The sequence below is a fragment of the Richelia sinica FACHB-800 genome, from assembly GCF_014698825.1.
Classification (GTDB): Bacteria; Cyanobacteriota; Cyanobacteriia; order Cyanobacteriales; family Nostocaceae; genus FACHB-800.
This window is the reverse complement of record NZ_JACJTT010000035.1, coordinates 1-15,035: the sequence shown is the minus strand read 5'-3', so window position 1 is coordinate 15,035 and position 15,035 is coordinate 1. Positions and strand designations below refer to the sequence as shown.

The window sequence follows — 15,035 nt, the reverse complement described above, 5'->3', positions numbered from 1 at the left end:
CAAGAAAGTTGATTTTCTATCCGGAAACGCTAATGGATGAGAGACTTCTCTGGGCAAATAAATCCCCAGATGGAGGAGTAGTGTCAGTAAAATATCTATTATACTTTGGTATACCAGTATCCTATTTTTACTAGTAAAAATATATTAATATTAGTGTTAGCCAGATTACATGTATTAAATATATGAGATTCAGGGATTGGATAACTAGAATAGTGCTAATTTTTCTGATGTTGGCAACTTTGATTGTGGCATTGTTTATTGGTGGAGCAAAACAAAGGCCCAGTCAAGTAAATGTATCACCACCTGAAGTTATATCTGAAAATTTCTATCCCCAAGTTCTATTTCAGTCAGAAAGAAAGCAAGAAAATTTACCTAAAAATGTTAACAAACCTGCATTACCACCATTAAAACAAAAATCTCGTAATAAATATTTAACCACCACAGCTTTTTCCCAATATCGACCTAATTTAGAAGTGGCAGCAGTAGATCCTACAAACTACGGTGAAAGATATACTACAGATGTAAATGGTTTAGTAGTAACCAATCAACCCATCATAGTTATTCATGAAACTAGTAATTCAGCTACTAGTGCCATTAATTTTTTTCAAACACCCCATGAAGATGAAAATGTCCAGGCTAGTTACCATACTTTGATTAAGTTGGATGGGACGGTGATTTATCTTGTTGCCCCAGAAAAAAGAGCTTTTGGCGCAGCTAATTCGGTGTTTGAGGGAGCATATGGTATAGAAACTGTACAAACTAATCCTAATTTACCGCCATCGGTGAATAATTTTGCCTATCATGTATCTCTGGAAACTCCCCCAGATGGTCGGGGTGACAATATGATTATTAGTCATAGTGGTTATACAGATTCACAATATAAATCTCTAGCTTGGTTAATTGCTCAAAGTCAAGTACCAGATGAGCGCATCACTACTCACAAGGCTGTAGACCGTTCTGGACAAAGGGCAGATCCCAAGAGTTTTGATTTTGATAAATTGTTTACCTTACTCCACACTTTCCGTGATTTCCAAGCTTGAATAAGAGCAATTGATTTGGTTAATAGTTAAGATTTCAGCATATATTCCACAATTTTTACCTAAAAATACAACATTTTATGAATCAAGCTGAACAAGCAATTAAGGCAAATATGCAAACATTTGCTGATGCCTGGAGAGAGTATGATGCTCACAAATTAGCATCTTTATTTGTGGAAGATGCTGATTTTGTAAATGTCTTTGGACAAAGGTTAGCAGGAAAAGCCGAAATTGAAACGGGACATGCTTTAGCATTTGCAAATAACCTGCAAAATACGCAATTGCAATTTCTGGCAACGGACATTAAATTTATTCAACCTGATTTAGCAATTTCCCACAGTTATTGGCAGTTGGAAAAAATTAATAGTAATGAAACACCAAAAAAAGGTGTTTTAACTTGTGTGTCTCAGTATATAGATTCTCAATGGAAAATTTTGGCGATTCATAATACAGAAACACGCCCTTTACCATTTGTAGTTAATGAGGATAATTAATGGAAGTTTTATTAGCCAATATTAATCATCTTGAAAGCCTTTCTGTATTATTTGATCAGTATCGTATTTTTTATAATCAAGTATCAAACCTTGACGCTGCTCAGGAATTTCTCAAAGACAGATTTAAGAATAATGACTCCGTAGTGTTTGCAGCTAACGACAATGGGCAATTAGTTGGATTTACTCAGCTTTATCCTAGCTTTTCTTCAGTGTCGATGAAACGAGTATGGATATTAAACGATTTGTATGTGGAAGAGTCATATCGTCGCAGGGGAATTGCAAAGTTATTGATGAATGCTGCGGAAGAATATGCAAAAGAAAGTGGAGCAATTCGAGTAATTTTATCTACGCAAACTTCTAATATGACCGCGCAAAAACTTTATGAGGCGCGGAATTACATTAAGAATGAAGAGTTTTACTATTACGCTTTACAGTTGCAATAGTTGCCCATTCCCTGTCTTCATAATAAGTATTTTACGCCTAACAGCAAGTTACGTGAACAGTAAACCTTAAATATCTAAACCTACAACCATTAATTCCGGTGGATGTTCAACCGTAAATTGATAATATATTTCCTGCGTCTCTTGAGAATCGAGATTGATTGACCATTCAAGAATTCCCATTTCAGCTAATTGAATTTGTGGTTGACTACGAGTGAGCCGTACCTTAATTTGTTCGTTGCGACTGACTGGTAATTGTTCTATTAAATTCAAATTAATTTCTTGGTTGCCTAAATTTGTGACTAAAATCCGATAGGCGTAAGTAATGCGACGTTGATTACTAATGAGTTTTTTATCTACTTGCCGTTCTACTAAATCTCGTTCTATTTTTAAAGTCTCATCTATACCCAGATTTAATTTAAACTCCTGTCCAGGGGCAATATTATTTAATTTGGTTGTGCCAATAAAGGTATGTTCGCGGAAAACATTCGCTGTACCGGGCAGCAAGGTAGCACCATCAGCTTTATTTTTAACCTTAGTTTGTAAATAGGCAAAACTCACCAATCTTGGTAAAGCTACATATTCAAAACTACAGGGAAAATCATCTTGGAAAATAGTAGTTTTGTGGGGTGCACCATCACTGGGAATGTTACTACCACTATCCAGTTTAAATGAGACAACGCTGCCTTCGTGAGATACTTCGGCCACAACACTGGCTGCTGTAATAAAATTTTCTTCTTCCTCTTCTATCTCTTTCCTCATAGCACTACTGGGAATCGGTAGAGGAATCGGTAATGCTGGTGGTAATGTGCGACCAGTTCTGAAGGTGATAGATTCTTCAGCACGAAGAGCTTGAATATCAATGTACCAAGGTTTAGGATGGGGCGGAATTGTGCCTAATCCTGGTTTAGCTGTGGACAGGGTAAGATTAACACCTAACCAATCTTCACCTGTAGTTTGGGTAATTTCGGCAAGATAGGTTAAATGGAGAATTTTGCTAGCATTCTCAACTCTCAGGTCATACAGTGGCTGCCAGCTAGCGCAATTGACTAAATAGGATATCTCTAGCTCAAAGTCTCCTGTACCATTAACTTCCACATCAACGGTGACACTCCATGTTTCTTTGGGATGGGGTGTTTGGACTTTTTGTAAATTAGAACGGAGAGTTTGTAATTGCCGATCTACTTCTTGCTGTTGGTGTTTACATTCTCCAGAGGCGATCGCATATTCGCTATACTGACTGCCGATAAAGTTGAGAAAATCTAGGGTTTCACTCAAGCTGAGATTTTTTCTCGCTAAACTTTGGGCAAATGTTTCCTCAGTTTTGTCCCGTAAACCGGCAATAAAACTAGACTGTAAAGCTAAAGCATCAATTTGGGCTTGCAGATTGCGTTTTTCTGCTTCTAATTGTTCAATTTGTCTAGTTAGCTGGGCTACTCGCTCTCCAAAGCTTTCCGTCGTATACAGACGATCGCTGGTTACTCCCAACAACCGCACCCCTACTGTACCCGCACCATTCACCCGCACAGATTCCGATTCTAGAGTGGCTGGCAATGGTGTCACAACTAATTCCCGTTCTTCTCCCGTCAAGGAGACCACACCTCGTCTTGTCACTAGGGCTTTGTCGCCATAAACTGTGACCGCCACAATTTGACTGTTGACTATTTTGCGCCAAGAAGGTGTTTCCGTCAGGTGAACCACTGCCAGTTTTCCCCCATATTGAATGGTTCTGTTGGTTAATTTTGAAGGTTTCCTCATCCCCCAGTCAAGGGATAAGAGTAACTTCACAAATATTTCATCTGGAAATTGTTTCCGCAGAAGGAATGGAAAGAAGATTTCCCTGTTCTACGATTTCCTTTGCGGCATTGAGCAGATACTCATAGTAGGTACGAGCCACAATGGATAATTGTTTACCTGCTGGGTAAACCATATACCAAGTGCGTTTAATCGGGAAGTGTTGGACATCTAAAATGCTGAATTCCGCCGCATCTGTCAGTAAAGTATGGCGAGATAAAACAGAAATACCTAAGCCACCAGCGATCGCTTGTTTAATTGCTTCGTTACTGCCCAATTCTAGCTTCACATTCACTTTTACCCCATGCTCATCCAACAGAGTCTGTACAGCACGACGGGTGCCAGAACCAGGCTCACGCATGATAAATGGCTCTTCTCCCAATCTTTCAATGGGAATATTTTTTTCATGGGACAGAGGATGATTTAAAGGTGCAAACACCACCAAAGGATTTTCTAAAAATGCCTCAAAATTGACATCTAGATGGTCAGGAACTTGACTCATAATATACAAGTCATCCATGTTATTCACCATCCGTTCGAGAATCCGTTCGTGGTTGGTGACTTGAAGGGAAATATCAATTCCGGGGTACAGTTGGCAAAATGGCCCCAATAAACGCGGAATAATATATTTGGCAGTAGTAATGACCGCTAACCGTAATTGCCCTTGTTTTAGCCCTTTTAAATCGGCTACCTTCATTTCAAATTGAGCGATCGTGTCGAAAATCTGACGACAAGTAGCAAATAATTCCCTACCCGCCTCAGTCAAATACAAGCGTTTGCCAACTTGCTCAAATAATGGCAGTCCCACCGATTTCGTAAGTTGCTTGATCTGCATCGATACGGTAGGTTGGGTCAGAAATAATTCCTCAGCAGCACGAGTAAAGCTGCCGTGCCTTGCCGCCGCCTCAAACACCTTCAACTGGTGCAGCGTCGCTTGGTTCAAGGTGATTCTCCTCTAATAGCAATTCGGTAGATATAAATTTAGTATCACTGAACACTCGCCATTGATGTAGTGTTACTCATACAAAGTTATGAGTTTTAGTATAGACGAAAATCTATGTTCGCTATCAGAAGAGAAGTATTGGACTTATGGAGATGAAAAGTTATCATCAAAAAACAAGCAAAGCGTAAGATGCCTTCCATACAGAAGATGAATGCTGAATCCTGAATCAGTATTTACTATTCACCATTCATCATTCATCATTCCATAATTCCTCTTTCACCCTGACAGGCAATTTTGCTAAATCTGGTAACTCTACTGCTTCTGCTTCAACAATTTGCTCCTTGAGATTCAAGGGTATATTCAACGGTTGACGTTCTTCTACCCAGCAACTAGCTACAGGTAAGGTTTGTTCCAACTCATCCAAGGGACGAGGAATCACCATGACTGCGTTTAACTCACCAATCCTTTCTGCTTCATACATCCCTGCTTCTACAGCCACTGCCACGTTAGCAACAGAACCCCTTATAATTGCTGTGCATAAACCCGCACCGATTTTTTCATAGGATGCCAAGTGGACATCAGCCGCTTTGAGCATGGCATCACAAGCACCTACCATAGCCGGGAAACCCCTTGTTTCTACCAAACCAATGGCTTGATTACTCAAACGACTGTAGTTACCATCTGCCATCACTTGAGTCAAGCGGTTGGTAATGGGCAGTACCACATCCAAATTGGGAAAGGGACGAGGAATCACTAAACTGGAAACTAACTGACCAAACTGTTCTGCCGTTTGCACACCAGATTCTACAGCCAGACGTACATCAGCGATACCTCCGCGCACAATAGCTGTACAGTGACCACTACCAATTTTTTCATAGCCTACCAAGTGTACACCAGCAGACTTTAACATCATGTCAGCTGTACCCACGATTGCCGGGAAACTCAAGGTAGATACTAAACCCAAGGCGCTATCCTTGAAGCTATCTCGGCGACGCGATCCCTGGATGCTACTACGAGACAGTTGATTTTTCGTTTCCATCTGAAATTCTCCAGAATACTCTCAAGACAAGGAAGAAGGATAAAGACTGAAGAATGAAACCAAATATCTCAAAACCAGCAGCTTTATCAATTGCTCTGACAACTTAAATTTCAATCTTCATACTTCAGAATTAACACTTACTCCGACGAATTGTCAGATCCTTGATCATTCAACGCTTGTCGATGGGGAAACAAAGTGGTTAACAACCGCTGGATACTTCCTTGTCCATAGATTTGTGTGCCAAAACTGTTAGGAGATTGGGTATCAGCTGCACTTGGTTCTGGTTCCGGAGATTCTGGGGATGGTGACGCATCTGCAAGGGGTGTTTCCTCAGGAGGGGGAGACTGACTTTTAGGAGTAGGAGGAGATGGCACGGAGATAGAGTTGGTGGTCGATTGGTGCTTTAATTCAACAAATGCAGCGGAGATTTGTGTAGAAGAGACCACAGTTTCTTCTGTTGTCGCCTCTGGGGTATTTGTTGATGTAGATGTAGATGGTGATGGGGACTGGGGTTCAGCTTCTCCCATTTGCCGACTGACATCTCCCAAAATTGAACCTGGTGGTACCACTTGTCCCGGTGCAACTGAACAATTAAATACTGTTGTGGCAGCACCAATACAAGCACTAGCTCCAATTTTGCCTTGACCAACCATTAAAAAACCTGCTCCCAGGTTTGCTCCTGCTTCTATCTCTAGGGTACCCTCATTGACTTGGAGAATTGAACCCATGCCAATACATACCCCAGCCCCGATAATAATCCTACTGTTGGCAGCCGCTTGGAGTATCACTCCTGGTGCCAGCACCGCGCTGGGATGAATATTTACCTCGCCACTAATATAGGAACTAAAGTTGTCGCTGAGGCGCAGCAGCGGCACAGACATGGAATTAGTCACCTCGGAAGCCAAAAAAATGAGTATTGAGCAGAATCTAGTTGAGAAGGAGTCTGGGAAGGGCAGGCGATCGCCACCTGTCACTTCTCCTGACAAGAAGGGGGGTTGTCAGACTATGCTGACTTTACCTGTCTTTTGTTCCTATGGACGTTGGATAATTGCTTCCAACACACGACGCTTGGCTGCGGGGTCGATACCAATTAAACGGACATATTCCCCAGGATATTCAGATAGATAAGCTTCCAATGCAGCGATCGCTTCTCTTTCTGTGGTGGCTTGAATTTGACCAGCACTGGCCCAAGTGCCTGTGCGGAAACGGCGTTGGTCTACATGTTCAACACTGATTTTAAAACCACCTGTCAATAACTGGCGCAGTTGGTCTACTACTTCTGCACTTAATTTGGTGCTAGTAGCGGTAGCTGTAGCTGTGGCAGAACTGCTGGTGTAAGCTGATTTAGCTCCGTTGCTAGCAGCAGGTTTCACTACACCATTGGGGCGTTGGATAATGCTTTCCAATACACGACGTTTGGCTTTGGGGTCAATCCCAATCAAACGCACATACTCACCTTGGTGACTAACGATGCAATCTTCTAATGCGGCAATGACTTCATTGGTAGAGCTAGCTTCAATAGGCTTGCAACTTTGCCAAGAACCTGTGCGGAAGCGGCGCTCATCTACATGTTCTGTACCAATTTTGTAACCATTAGCCAAAAGTTGGCGGATTTGGTCTACGGTTTCTGCGCTGAGATTACCACTAGCCGCACCATTGCCATTACCGTTGTAGCTACTGTAAGATTTTGTAGTAGGTGTCTTAAAGCTGGTGGTTCCTGCCACTACACCATCTGGGCGCTGGATAATTGTTTCCAACACCCGGCGTTTGCCATTGGGGTCAATGCCAAACAGGCGGACATATTCACCGCTATGCTCAACCAGACAAGCTTCCAACGCAGCGATCGCTTCACCTAAAGACCGAGTTTCAATTGGTTTACAGCTTTGCCAAGACCCTGTGCGGAAACGTCTTTGGTCTACGTGTTCGCTACCAATTTTATAGCCTTGCTCTAGTAAATAACGCAATTGTTCTATGGTTTCTGCACCCAAGCTACTGCCTGCCACGTCACTACTCCTTTCCAATTCTTCAACAACAATCTCTGTATAAGATTTAGCTAATTCATCCCGAATAGGTGCAATACACTTAAGATCCTCAGCACAGCGATAACCAGCCCGCAACGCCTGATTAATTCCAACCACATGATGGGCAAATTGCTGATCCTGAGCTTGTACATCCGGCAAGCGATCTGCTTGTTGCTGAGTAGTAATGATTGCTCCCGAAGGTACATATTTACCTGGGGGAATTTCTACATCTTGAATTAAAGCGTGCATCATGACGATGCAACCTGCTCCCACCCTGGCATTAAATACCGTTGAGCGAAAACCAATGAAGCAATTATCCCCAACATAAGCTGGCCCATGAATCAGCGCCATGTGGGTAATGGAAGCATGTTTCCCAATCCATACCGAGTAATCTTTGCCATCATCACCAATGACTCGGCCTTGCTCCAACCCGTGAATAACCACACCATCTTGAATATTAGTTTTTTCACCAATATAAAAAGGTGTGCCTTCATCTGCTCTAATCGAAGTCCCCGGAGCAACGATTACGTTAGCACCAATTTGTACATCACCTATTAAGTTAGAAAATGAATGTACAAATGAGCTTTCATGGACATTGGGTTCAGCCAAATTCCTTGACCACGGGGTTGGGGGTGCCGCCGTGCTGCGGACTGCCATCGCGAGATTCCTCCTGAAATTAAGCTTTTGGTCAGTTGTCAGTGGTCAGTGAGAATTTATGTTTACTCTACTGCCTATCTGGCACCTGTTCCCTGACTATCTATACTGGTCTTTTTTGCTGTAAATAAGACGATCTTCAACGTGAATAGTATCTATTATCGCCACTACTGCTGCATCTAGCGGACGTTGTTCATTGCCAGGTACTTGCCGAGCCGCACTACCACGACTCACAAGCACCCACTCATCCACTCCTGCTCCCACACTATCCGCCGCTACTTCATATTGTGGTAATAGGGTTCCATTTTCATCAACTAATTGCAACAACAGCAGTTTCACACCCCTGAGACTCGGCTCTTTCTGTGTGCTAACTACCGTGCCACGCACTTTGGCAACTTGCATTATTTAAATTATGGTCTTCTACCAAAAGGACGAATAGCGTTAACGTTTTCCCGGAATTGTTCTACATCTTCGGTGTAACGAATTGGTAGTACATACTCTAAGTTTTCATGGGGACGGGCAATGATGTGAGTAGACAGCACTTGTCCACCATTCACTCTTTTCACTGATTCCACACCTGCGGCAACAGAAGCTTGAACTTCAGATACATCACCGCGAACAATGACAGTTACCCGACCACTACCAATTTTTTCATAGCCTACCAAGGTTACACGCGCAGCTTTTACCATCGCGTCAGCAGCTTCTACTACTGCTGGAAAACCAAGGGTTTCAACCATTCCTACCGCAATTGACATTCTTGTGATCCTTAAATTAAATTATTACGCACAGACGAATTTATACTCAAGTAAGCAACCCCGTGAATGAATTTTCGTCTAAACAGTTTTTAAGTACGGAACTGTTCTACTGCTTCTGTATAACGAATTGGCAAGACATATTCTAGGTTTTCGTGAGGACGGGCAATGATGTGAGTTGATACTACTTCACCACCGTTAACTCTTCTAGCTGCTTCAATCCCAGCTGCTACGGAAGCTTGAACTTCAGATACATCACCGCGAACAATTACAGTTACACGAGCGCTACCAATTTTTTCATAGCCTACCAAAGTCACACGAGCGGCTTTTACCATTGCGTCAGCAGCTTCTACTACTGCGGGAAAGCCCTTTGTTTCAATCATTCCAACTGCAATTGGCATCGCAGAAACTCCTACAAAATTAATTCAATCAGTACTATCGGTTGAAATTTTTGACGGGGATGCTCATCTTGAGCTAAATAACACTTACAAATTAAGCATAGAAAAGGTTGGCACCCCTGGCAACATAAATTACTATAATAGTTTGTAATAAAATAGTTTAAAAAAACTTAATAAAACTTCATAAACCATTTTTACTGCATCAAATTTCTCTGATCCCTAGAGTGGACAGTTATGCTTTATAATTTTTTTATCACATTGAGAATCGCTATCTTCATAACCAGGGTTAGTCCCATCTGGGGAAGGAGAGTCAGAAGCTAAAATCCTTACTGACTAATTCTTTCGCCTGTTTTGTGTATTTTGACCAATTCCCAGTAAAACCAAACTATAAATTTTCCTAATAAATCATATAAATTAGTTTGGGAGAAGTATTAATACTAATTTCAAAGCCATAGCTAGGTAAGATGATTTATAGCATGATGGTGTAAGCAAATAATATAGAATTTTCCCATCTATAGAATTAGGTAAAGTAAAAGTGCTTAAAAAAACTGTAATTTAAAAATAGTTAAGAAATCATAGATTTTCGCAAAATTAATTTTTTTTTAGCAAATCATTATTTTAAGGCTACTTAAGAAAATTGAGGCTAGGTCGTCAAGGGCAATATAAATGAATGAAGTTCTCTTTTTCACAACTTGGTTTGTTCCTTTTTATAGCTTAACAGGTGCAATTTTAACCTTGCCTTGGGCAATGGGAATTGTACAACGGACAGGTCCAAGACCAGCGGCATACTTCAACTTGTTGACGACGCTCATAGGTTTGATTCATAGCTTATTTGTATTTAAAGATATCTGGAATAGAGAGCCAGAAATTTTAGTTCTCACCTGGTTTCAAGCGGCAGATTTTAAACTAAATGTAGCCTTGGAACTCTCTCCAGTTAGCATTGGCACTATTGTTTTAATTACAGTTTTAAGTCTGTTAGCCCAAATTTATGCCTTAGGCTACATGGAAAAAGACTGGTCATTGGCCAGGTTTTTTGGACTACTGGGATTTTTTGAAGCAGCTTTGAGTGGGTTAGCTATTAGTGACTCTCTGTTTTTGAGTTATGCCCTATTAGAAGTCCTCACCTTGTCAACTTACTTGCTAGTGGGATTTTGGTATGCTCAACCATTGGTAGTGACAGCAGCGCGGGATGCCTTTTTTACGAAAAGGGTAGGAGACTTATTACTGTTAATGGCAGTAGTCACTCTCTCGACTTTAGCGGGTAGTTTGAATTTTTCTGATTTATACGAATGGGTGCAAACTGCTCATTTAGAACCCCTCACTGCCACTTTTTTAGGTTTGGGTTTAATAGCTGGGCCAGCAGGTAAGTGCGCTCAATTTCCTCTGCATATGTGGCTAGATGAGGCAATGGAAGGCCCCAACCCAGCTTCTGTGATGCGAAACTCATTGGTGGTTGCCGGAGGGGCCTATGTTCTCTACAAAATTCAGCCCCTATTAGCCCTGTCACCAGTTGCCTTAAATGCTTTGGTTGTCATGGGTACGGTCACGGCAGTTGGTGCGACATTAGTATCTTTAGCACAAATAGATATCAAACGCGCCTTATCCCATTCCACCAGTGCCTACATGGGTTTGGTATTTTTAGCGGTAGGATTAGAGCAAGGTGGGGTGGCTTTGATGTTGCTGTTGACCCATGCCATAGCGAAAGCTTTGTTATTTATGAGTTCTGGGTCAATTATCTACACCACCCATAGCCAGGATTTAACGGAAATGGGAGGCTTGTGGTCAAGAATGCCTGCTACGACTACTGCTTTTGTGGTGGGTTCAGCGGGGATGGTGACATTGTTACCCTTAGGTAGTTTTTGGGCAATGCTGGGATGGGCTGATGGCTTGGTCCGAGTTAGTCCTTGGGTAATCATCGTTTTAGTTTTAGTTAATGGGTTGACAGCCTTGAATTTAACGAGGGTGTTTCGCTTAGTCTTCTGGGGGAAACCGCAGCAAAAGACCCGCCGTGCACCAGAAGTAAGTTGGCAAATGGCTTTCCCAATGGTGACTTTGACGATTGTGACTTTGCTCTTACCGCTGATGTTACAACAATGGTATTTGCTACCTACCTGGGAAAGTATTGATTGGTATGTACTGCTTTCCCTAATCGCTTCTACAGTGTTTGGTGTGGTTGTGGGTTCAACTATTTACCTGCATAAGGCTTGGTCAAGGTCAAGAATTTTTGTATGGCGGTTGCTGCAAGACTTGTTGGGTTATGATTTTTACATCGACCGCATTTATCGCCTCACAATCGTGAGTGCAGTGGCACTATTATCGAAGATTTCGGCTTGGAGCGATCGCTATTTGGTCGATGGTTTAGTGAATTTGGTAGGCTTTGCAGCTATTTTTGGCGGACAAAGTTTAAAGTACAGCATTTCTGGTCAATCCCAAGGCTATATGCTGACCATTCTGGCAGTAGTGAGCGTTTTGGGTTTCTTCATTAGCTGGTCATTGGGTTTATTTAATCATTTACCCTTTTAATCATCTGGAATCATAGAGTGTTGAGTAGCAATTGTGCTTCCCTTCAAGCTACTCTACCTCATCAAACTATTTCTCCCTTCACTGGTTCTGCTTATGATGCTGAGTGCTTTGATTTTGCTGCCCTTAATTGGTGCAGCCTTAATAGGTTTCTATCCTGCTAGTATGAGTGGGAAACTGTCCCGTGGCATAGCTTTAACGGTAGCTATTCTGACTTTTTTGTGGACTATATTTTTGGTAATTCAGTTTAACCCAACAGATATAGGACAACAATTTGCTGAATCTCTACCTTGGATTGACGTCATCGGTTTTAACTACAGCTTAGGGATAGATGGTTTATCTTTACCTTTATTGGTATTGAATGGTTTATTAACTGCCATTGCCATCTACAGTAGTGATCCATCTCTTCAACGTCCTCGCTTTTATTATTCTTTAATTTTGTTATTAAATGCTGGGGTTTCAGGGGCATTTTTAGCCCAGGATTTACTGCTGTTTTTCCTCTTCTATGAAATAGAATTGATTCCTCTTTATTTGTTAATTGCCATTTGGGGCGGTGCAAAAAGAGGTTATGCCGCTACAAAGTTTCTGATTTATACAGCCTTTTCTGGGATTTTGCTGTTGGCTAGTTTCTTAGGGATGGTGTGGCTAAGTGGTGCTGATAATTTTGGTTTACAAAGCCTACAATTAACTGCCTTACCATTAACTACCCAACTCATATTATTAGCAGGAATTACGATTGGTTTCGGCATTAAAATGCCCTTGGTGCCCTTACATACTTGGCTACCAGATGCCCATGTTGAAGCCTCCACACCGATATCCGTTCTTCTAGCTGGGGTATTGTTGAAGTTAGGTACCTATGGTTTATTGCGCTTTGGCATGAACTTGTTGCCAGAAGCTTGGGCCTATGTAGCCCCTTGGTTAGCAACTTGGGCAGTAATCAGTGTCTTGTATGGTGCATCCTGTGCGATCGCCCAAACAGATATGAAAAAAATGGTAGCCTACAGTTCAGTAGGTCACATGGGCTATGTTCTCCTCGCAGCTGCCGCATCAACCCCCTTAAGTGTCTTGGGTGCGGTCATGCAAATGATTAGTCATGGCTTGATTTCTGCCATGCTGTTTTTATTGGTGGGAGTTGTTTATCAAAAAGCTGGTAGCCGTGACTTAGATGTATTACACGGACTGCTGAACCCAGAACGAGGTTTACCAGTGATTGGCACATTGATGGTAGTAGGAGTAATGGCCAGTGCGGGTATACCTGGTATGGTGGGATTTATTTCTGAATTTATCGTTTTTAGAGGCTCATTCCCCATTTTTCCCTTACAAACCTTGATTTCCATGTTAGGAACAGGATTAACTGCGGTTTACTTCCTGATTCTTGTCAACAAAGCATTCTTTGGTCGCTTATCTGCACAAGTGTTGAACTTACCCCGTGTATATTGGAGCGATCGCGCCCCTGCCTTGATTTTAGCCATAACCATCGTCATTTTTGGTGTTCAACCGAATTGGTTAATTCATTGGACAGAAGCAACAATTACAGCCATGGTAAAAACACAAAACCTAGTGGTAGCAACATCTAGTGAATTAAAGATAGAAAATGCTCCATCTTCAGATTTTAATCTGTAATTTTTCATTGTTCATCGATTTGCAGGAGATTTGGCAATGGTAACTATGCAAAATAAACCCACTAATCATTCCTTAGCGGAATATATTCAAAGACTATTAACTGGAGAAGCACTACTCAAAAATACTCCAGAAAATGTTTTGGAAGTGGTGGGAATTTTGAAAGCTTATGGCATAGTTATAGATGCCTACTCCAACAATTTGATTTACATTGCTGATAATCAATTTCTAGTATTTTTTCCATTTTTTAAATACTTTAATGGTGACATTTCTTTAGCAAAATTGTTTCGTCACTGGTGGCATGATCGCATTAATTTTGAATATGCGGAATATTGCATGAAAGCCATGATGTGGCACGGTGGTGGGGGACTGGATGCCTATTTAGATACACCAGAATTTAGCCAGAGAGCGCAAGCTGTCATCAATGCTAAATTTAAAAATAATCCGTTTATTCTGGGTATCAATCAACTGTTTCCGGAATTTTTAATTGAACAGTTACGTACCTCTGCTTATTACAGTGGTTTAGGTCAATTTTGGCGTGTCATGGCTGATATTTTCCTGAGTTTATCTGACCGCTATGACCAAAGAGAAATCACATCCATTCCCCAAATTGTAGACCATATTAAACAAGGATTGGTTGAAGCCGCAGTTAAACCTATCACCTATGCAGTCAAAGTAGGTGATAAAGTTTATGACCTCATTCCTAAATCAGTTGGACTGACTTTTTTAGGAGATACGGCAGTTCCCTATGTAGAAGCAGTCTTTTTTCGTGGTACACCCTTTTTGGGAACAGTTTCTTACAATGCTCAAGCATATCAAATTCCCCCAGACCAAACTCGATTTCAATATGGTGCATTATATGCAGACCCCTTGCCGATAGGTGGTGCTGGTATTCCTCCCACTTTATTAATGCAAGATATGCGTCATTATCTACCAGAATATTTGCATGAAATTTATCGTCGCAGTCGTCGCGGTGAAGATGATTTGCGGGTGCAAATTTGTATGACTTTCCAAAAATCTATGTTTTGCGTTACTACTGCGGCTATTTTAGGACTAATGCCCTATCCATTGGATACTGAAGAACCTTCAGAAGAAAAAGCTAACCGAGTTTATTTAGAAAAGTGGCTAGACCGTTTACAAACTTCTCAATTGTTCGATGTGAATAGTTGATGAACTATCCACCACAATTATATATCAGCAATGCTGAAGGGGGGACAAAACAGTCTAAAAGACAGATTGTACAAGGCGCATAGCCCTTTGACCCTGTTGATAATACTTGCGCTTATTGGGATGAAGTCTCATTAATTGGGTGACTAAAGATTG

14 protein-coding genes are annotated in these 15,035 nt (G+C 41.4%); 6 read left to right on the top strand and 8 right to left on the bottom strand.

What is annotated here, in order from left to right; all coding sequences use genetic code 11:
• The first annotated feature begins 182 nt into the window (after positions 1-182).
• From H6G73_RS19380 to H6G73_RS19370, 3 genes are all read left to right on the top strand, one after another.
• On the top strand, positions 183-1,040 hold the full coding sequence (locus H6G73_RS19380; protein ID WP_190607455.1) for a peptidoglycan recognition protein family protein: 858 nt from the start codon (positions 183-185) through the stop codon (positions 1,038-1,040).
• Positions 1,041-1,117: 77 nt separating this feature from the next.
• Positions 1,118-1,531: an SgcJ/EcaC family oxidoreductase gene (locus tag H6G73_RS19375; RefSeq protein ID WP_190607454.1), complete on the top strand. Its 414-nt coding sequence runs from the start codon at positions 1,118-1,120 to the stop codon at positions 1,529-1,531.
• On the top strand, positions 1,531-1,974 hold the full coding sequence (locus tag H6G73_RS19370) for a GNAT family N-acetyltransferase (RefSeq protein WP_190607452.1): 444 nt from the start codon (positions 1,531-1,533) through the stop codon (positions 1,972-1,974). Before H6G73_RS19375 ends, H6G73_RS19370 begins: the two co-directional genes overlap by 1 nt.
• Before the next feature lie 66 nt (positions 1,975-2,040).
• Here H6G73_RS19370 and H6G73_RS19365 read toward each other — a convergent pair whose 3' ends face one another.
• From H6G73_RS19365 to H6G73_RS19330, 8 genes are all read right to left on the bottom strand, one after another.
• Positions 2,041-3,729, bottom strand: coding sequence for a mucoidy inhibitor MuiA family protein (locus H6G73_RS19365; protein ID WP_190607499.1), 1,689 nt, complete (start codon positions 3,727-3,729; stop codon positions 2,041-2,043).
• 37 nt (positions 3,730-3,766) lie between these two features.
• On the bottom strand, positions 3,767-4,708 hold the full coding sequence (locus tag H6G73_RS19360) for a LysR family transcriptional regulator (protein WP_190607451.1): 942 nt from the start codon (positions 4,706-4,708) through the stop codon (positions 3,767-3,769).
• Positions 4,709-4,958: 250 nt separating this feature from the next.
• Positions 4,959-5,747, bottom strand: coding sequence for a carbon dioxide-concentrating mechanism protein CcmK (locus H6G73_RS19355; protein WP_190607449.1), 789 nt, complete (start codon positions 5,745-5,747; stop codon positions 4,959-4,961).
• Positions 5,748-5,884: 137 nt separating this feature from the next.
• Positions 5,885-6,628: a transferase gene (locus H6G73_RS19350; protein WP_190607447.1), complete on the bottom strand. Its 744-nt coding sequence runs from the start codon at positions 6,626-6,628 to the stop codon at positions 5,885-5,887.
• A 150-nt stretch (positions 6,629-6,778) separates the two neighbouring features.
• Complete coding sequence (locus tag H6G73_RS19345; RefSeq protein ID WP_190607445.1) at positions 6,779-8,425, bottom strand: ribulose bisphosphate carboxylase small subunit; 1,647 nt, start codon at positions 8,423-8,425, stop codon at positions 6,779-6,781.
• Positions 8,426-8,521: 96 nt separating this feature from the next.
• Positions 8,522-8,824, bottom strand: coding sequence for a EutN/CcmL family microcompartment protein (locus H6G73_RS19340; RefSeq protein WP_190607443.1), 303 nt, complete (start codon positions 8,822-8,824; stop codon positions 8,522-8,524).
• A gap of 8 nt (positions 8,825-8,832) precedes the next feature.
• The gene (locus H6G73_RS19335; protein ID WP_010995041.1) at positions 8,833-9,177 is read right to left on the bottom strand and encodes a carbon dioxide-concentrating mechanism protein CcmK; all 345 of its coding nucleotides are present in this window, start codon (positions 9,175-9,177) and stop codon (positions 8,833-8,835) included.
• Between the two features lie 89 nt (positions 9,178-9,266).
• Positions 9,267-9,575: a carbon dioxide-concentrating mechanism protein CcmK gene (locus H6G73_RS19330; RefSeq protein WP_010995042.1), complete on the bottom strand. Its 309-nt coding sequence runs from the start codon at positions 9,573-9,575 to the stop codon at positions 9,267-9,269.
• A 663-nt stretch (positions 9,576-10,238) separates the two neighbouring features.
• Between H6G73_RS19330 and H6G73_RS19325 the strand changes: the two genes are divergently transcribed.
• The 3 genes from H6G73_RS19325 to H6G73_RS19315 all read left to right on the top strand — a co-directional run bounded on the left by H6G73_RS19325 (position 10,239) and on the right by H6G73_RS19315 (position 14,882).
• Positions 10,239-12,095: an NAD(P)H-quinone oxidoreductase subunit F gene (locus tag H6G73_RS19325; protein WP_190607441.1), complete on the top strand. Its 1,857-nt coding sequence runs from the start codon at positions 10,239-10,241 to the stop codon at positions 12,093-12,095.
• A gap of 96 nt (positions 12,096-12,191) precedes the next feature.
• Positions 12,192-13,715 carry an NADH-quinone oxidoreductase subunit M gene (locus tag H6G73_RS19320; protein WP_190607497.1) on the top strand — a complete coding sequence of 508 codons (1,524 nt, stop codon included), beginning with the start codon at positions 12,192-12,194 and terminating at the stop codon, positions 13,713-13,715.
• Positions 13,716-13,751: 36 nt separating this feature from the next.
• Positions 13,752-14,882 carry a CO2 hydration protein gene (locus H6G73_RS19315; RefSeq protein WP_190607439.1) on the top strand — a complete coding sequence of 377 codons (1,131 nt, stop codon included), beginning with the start codon at positions 13,752-13,754 and terminating at the stop codon, positions 14,880-14,882.
• Positions 14,883-15,035: the final 153 nt, after the last annotated feature.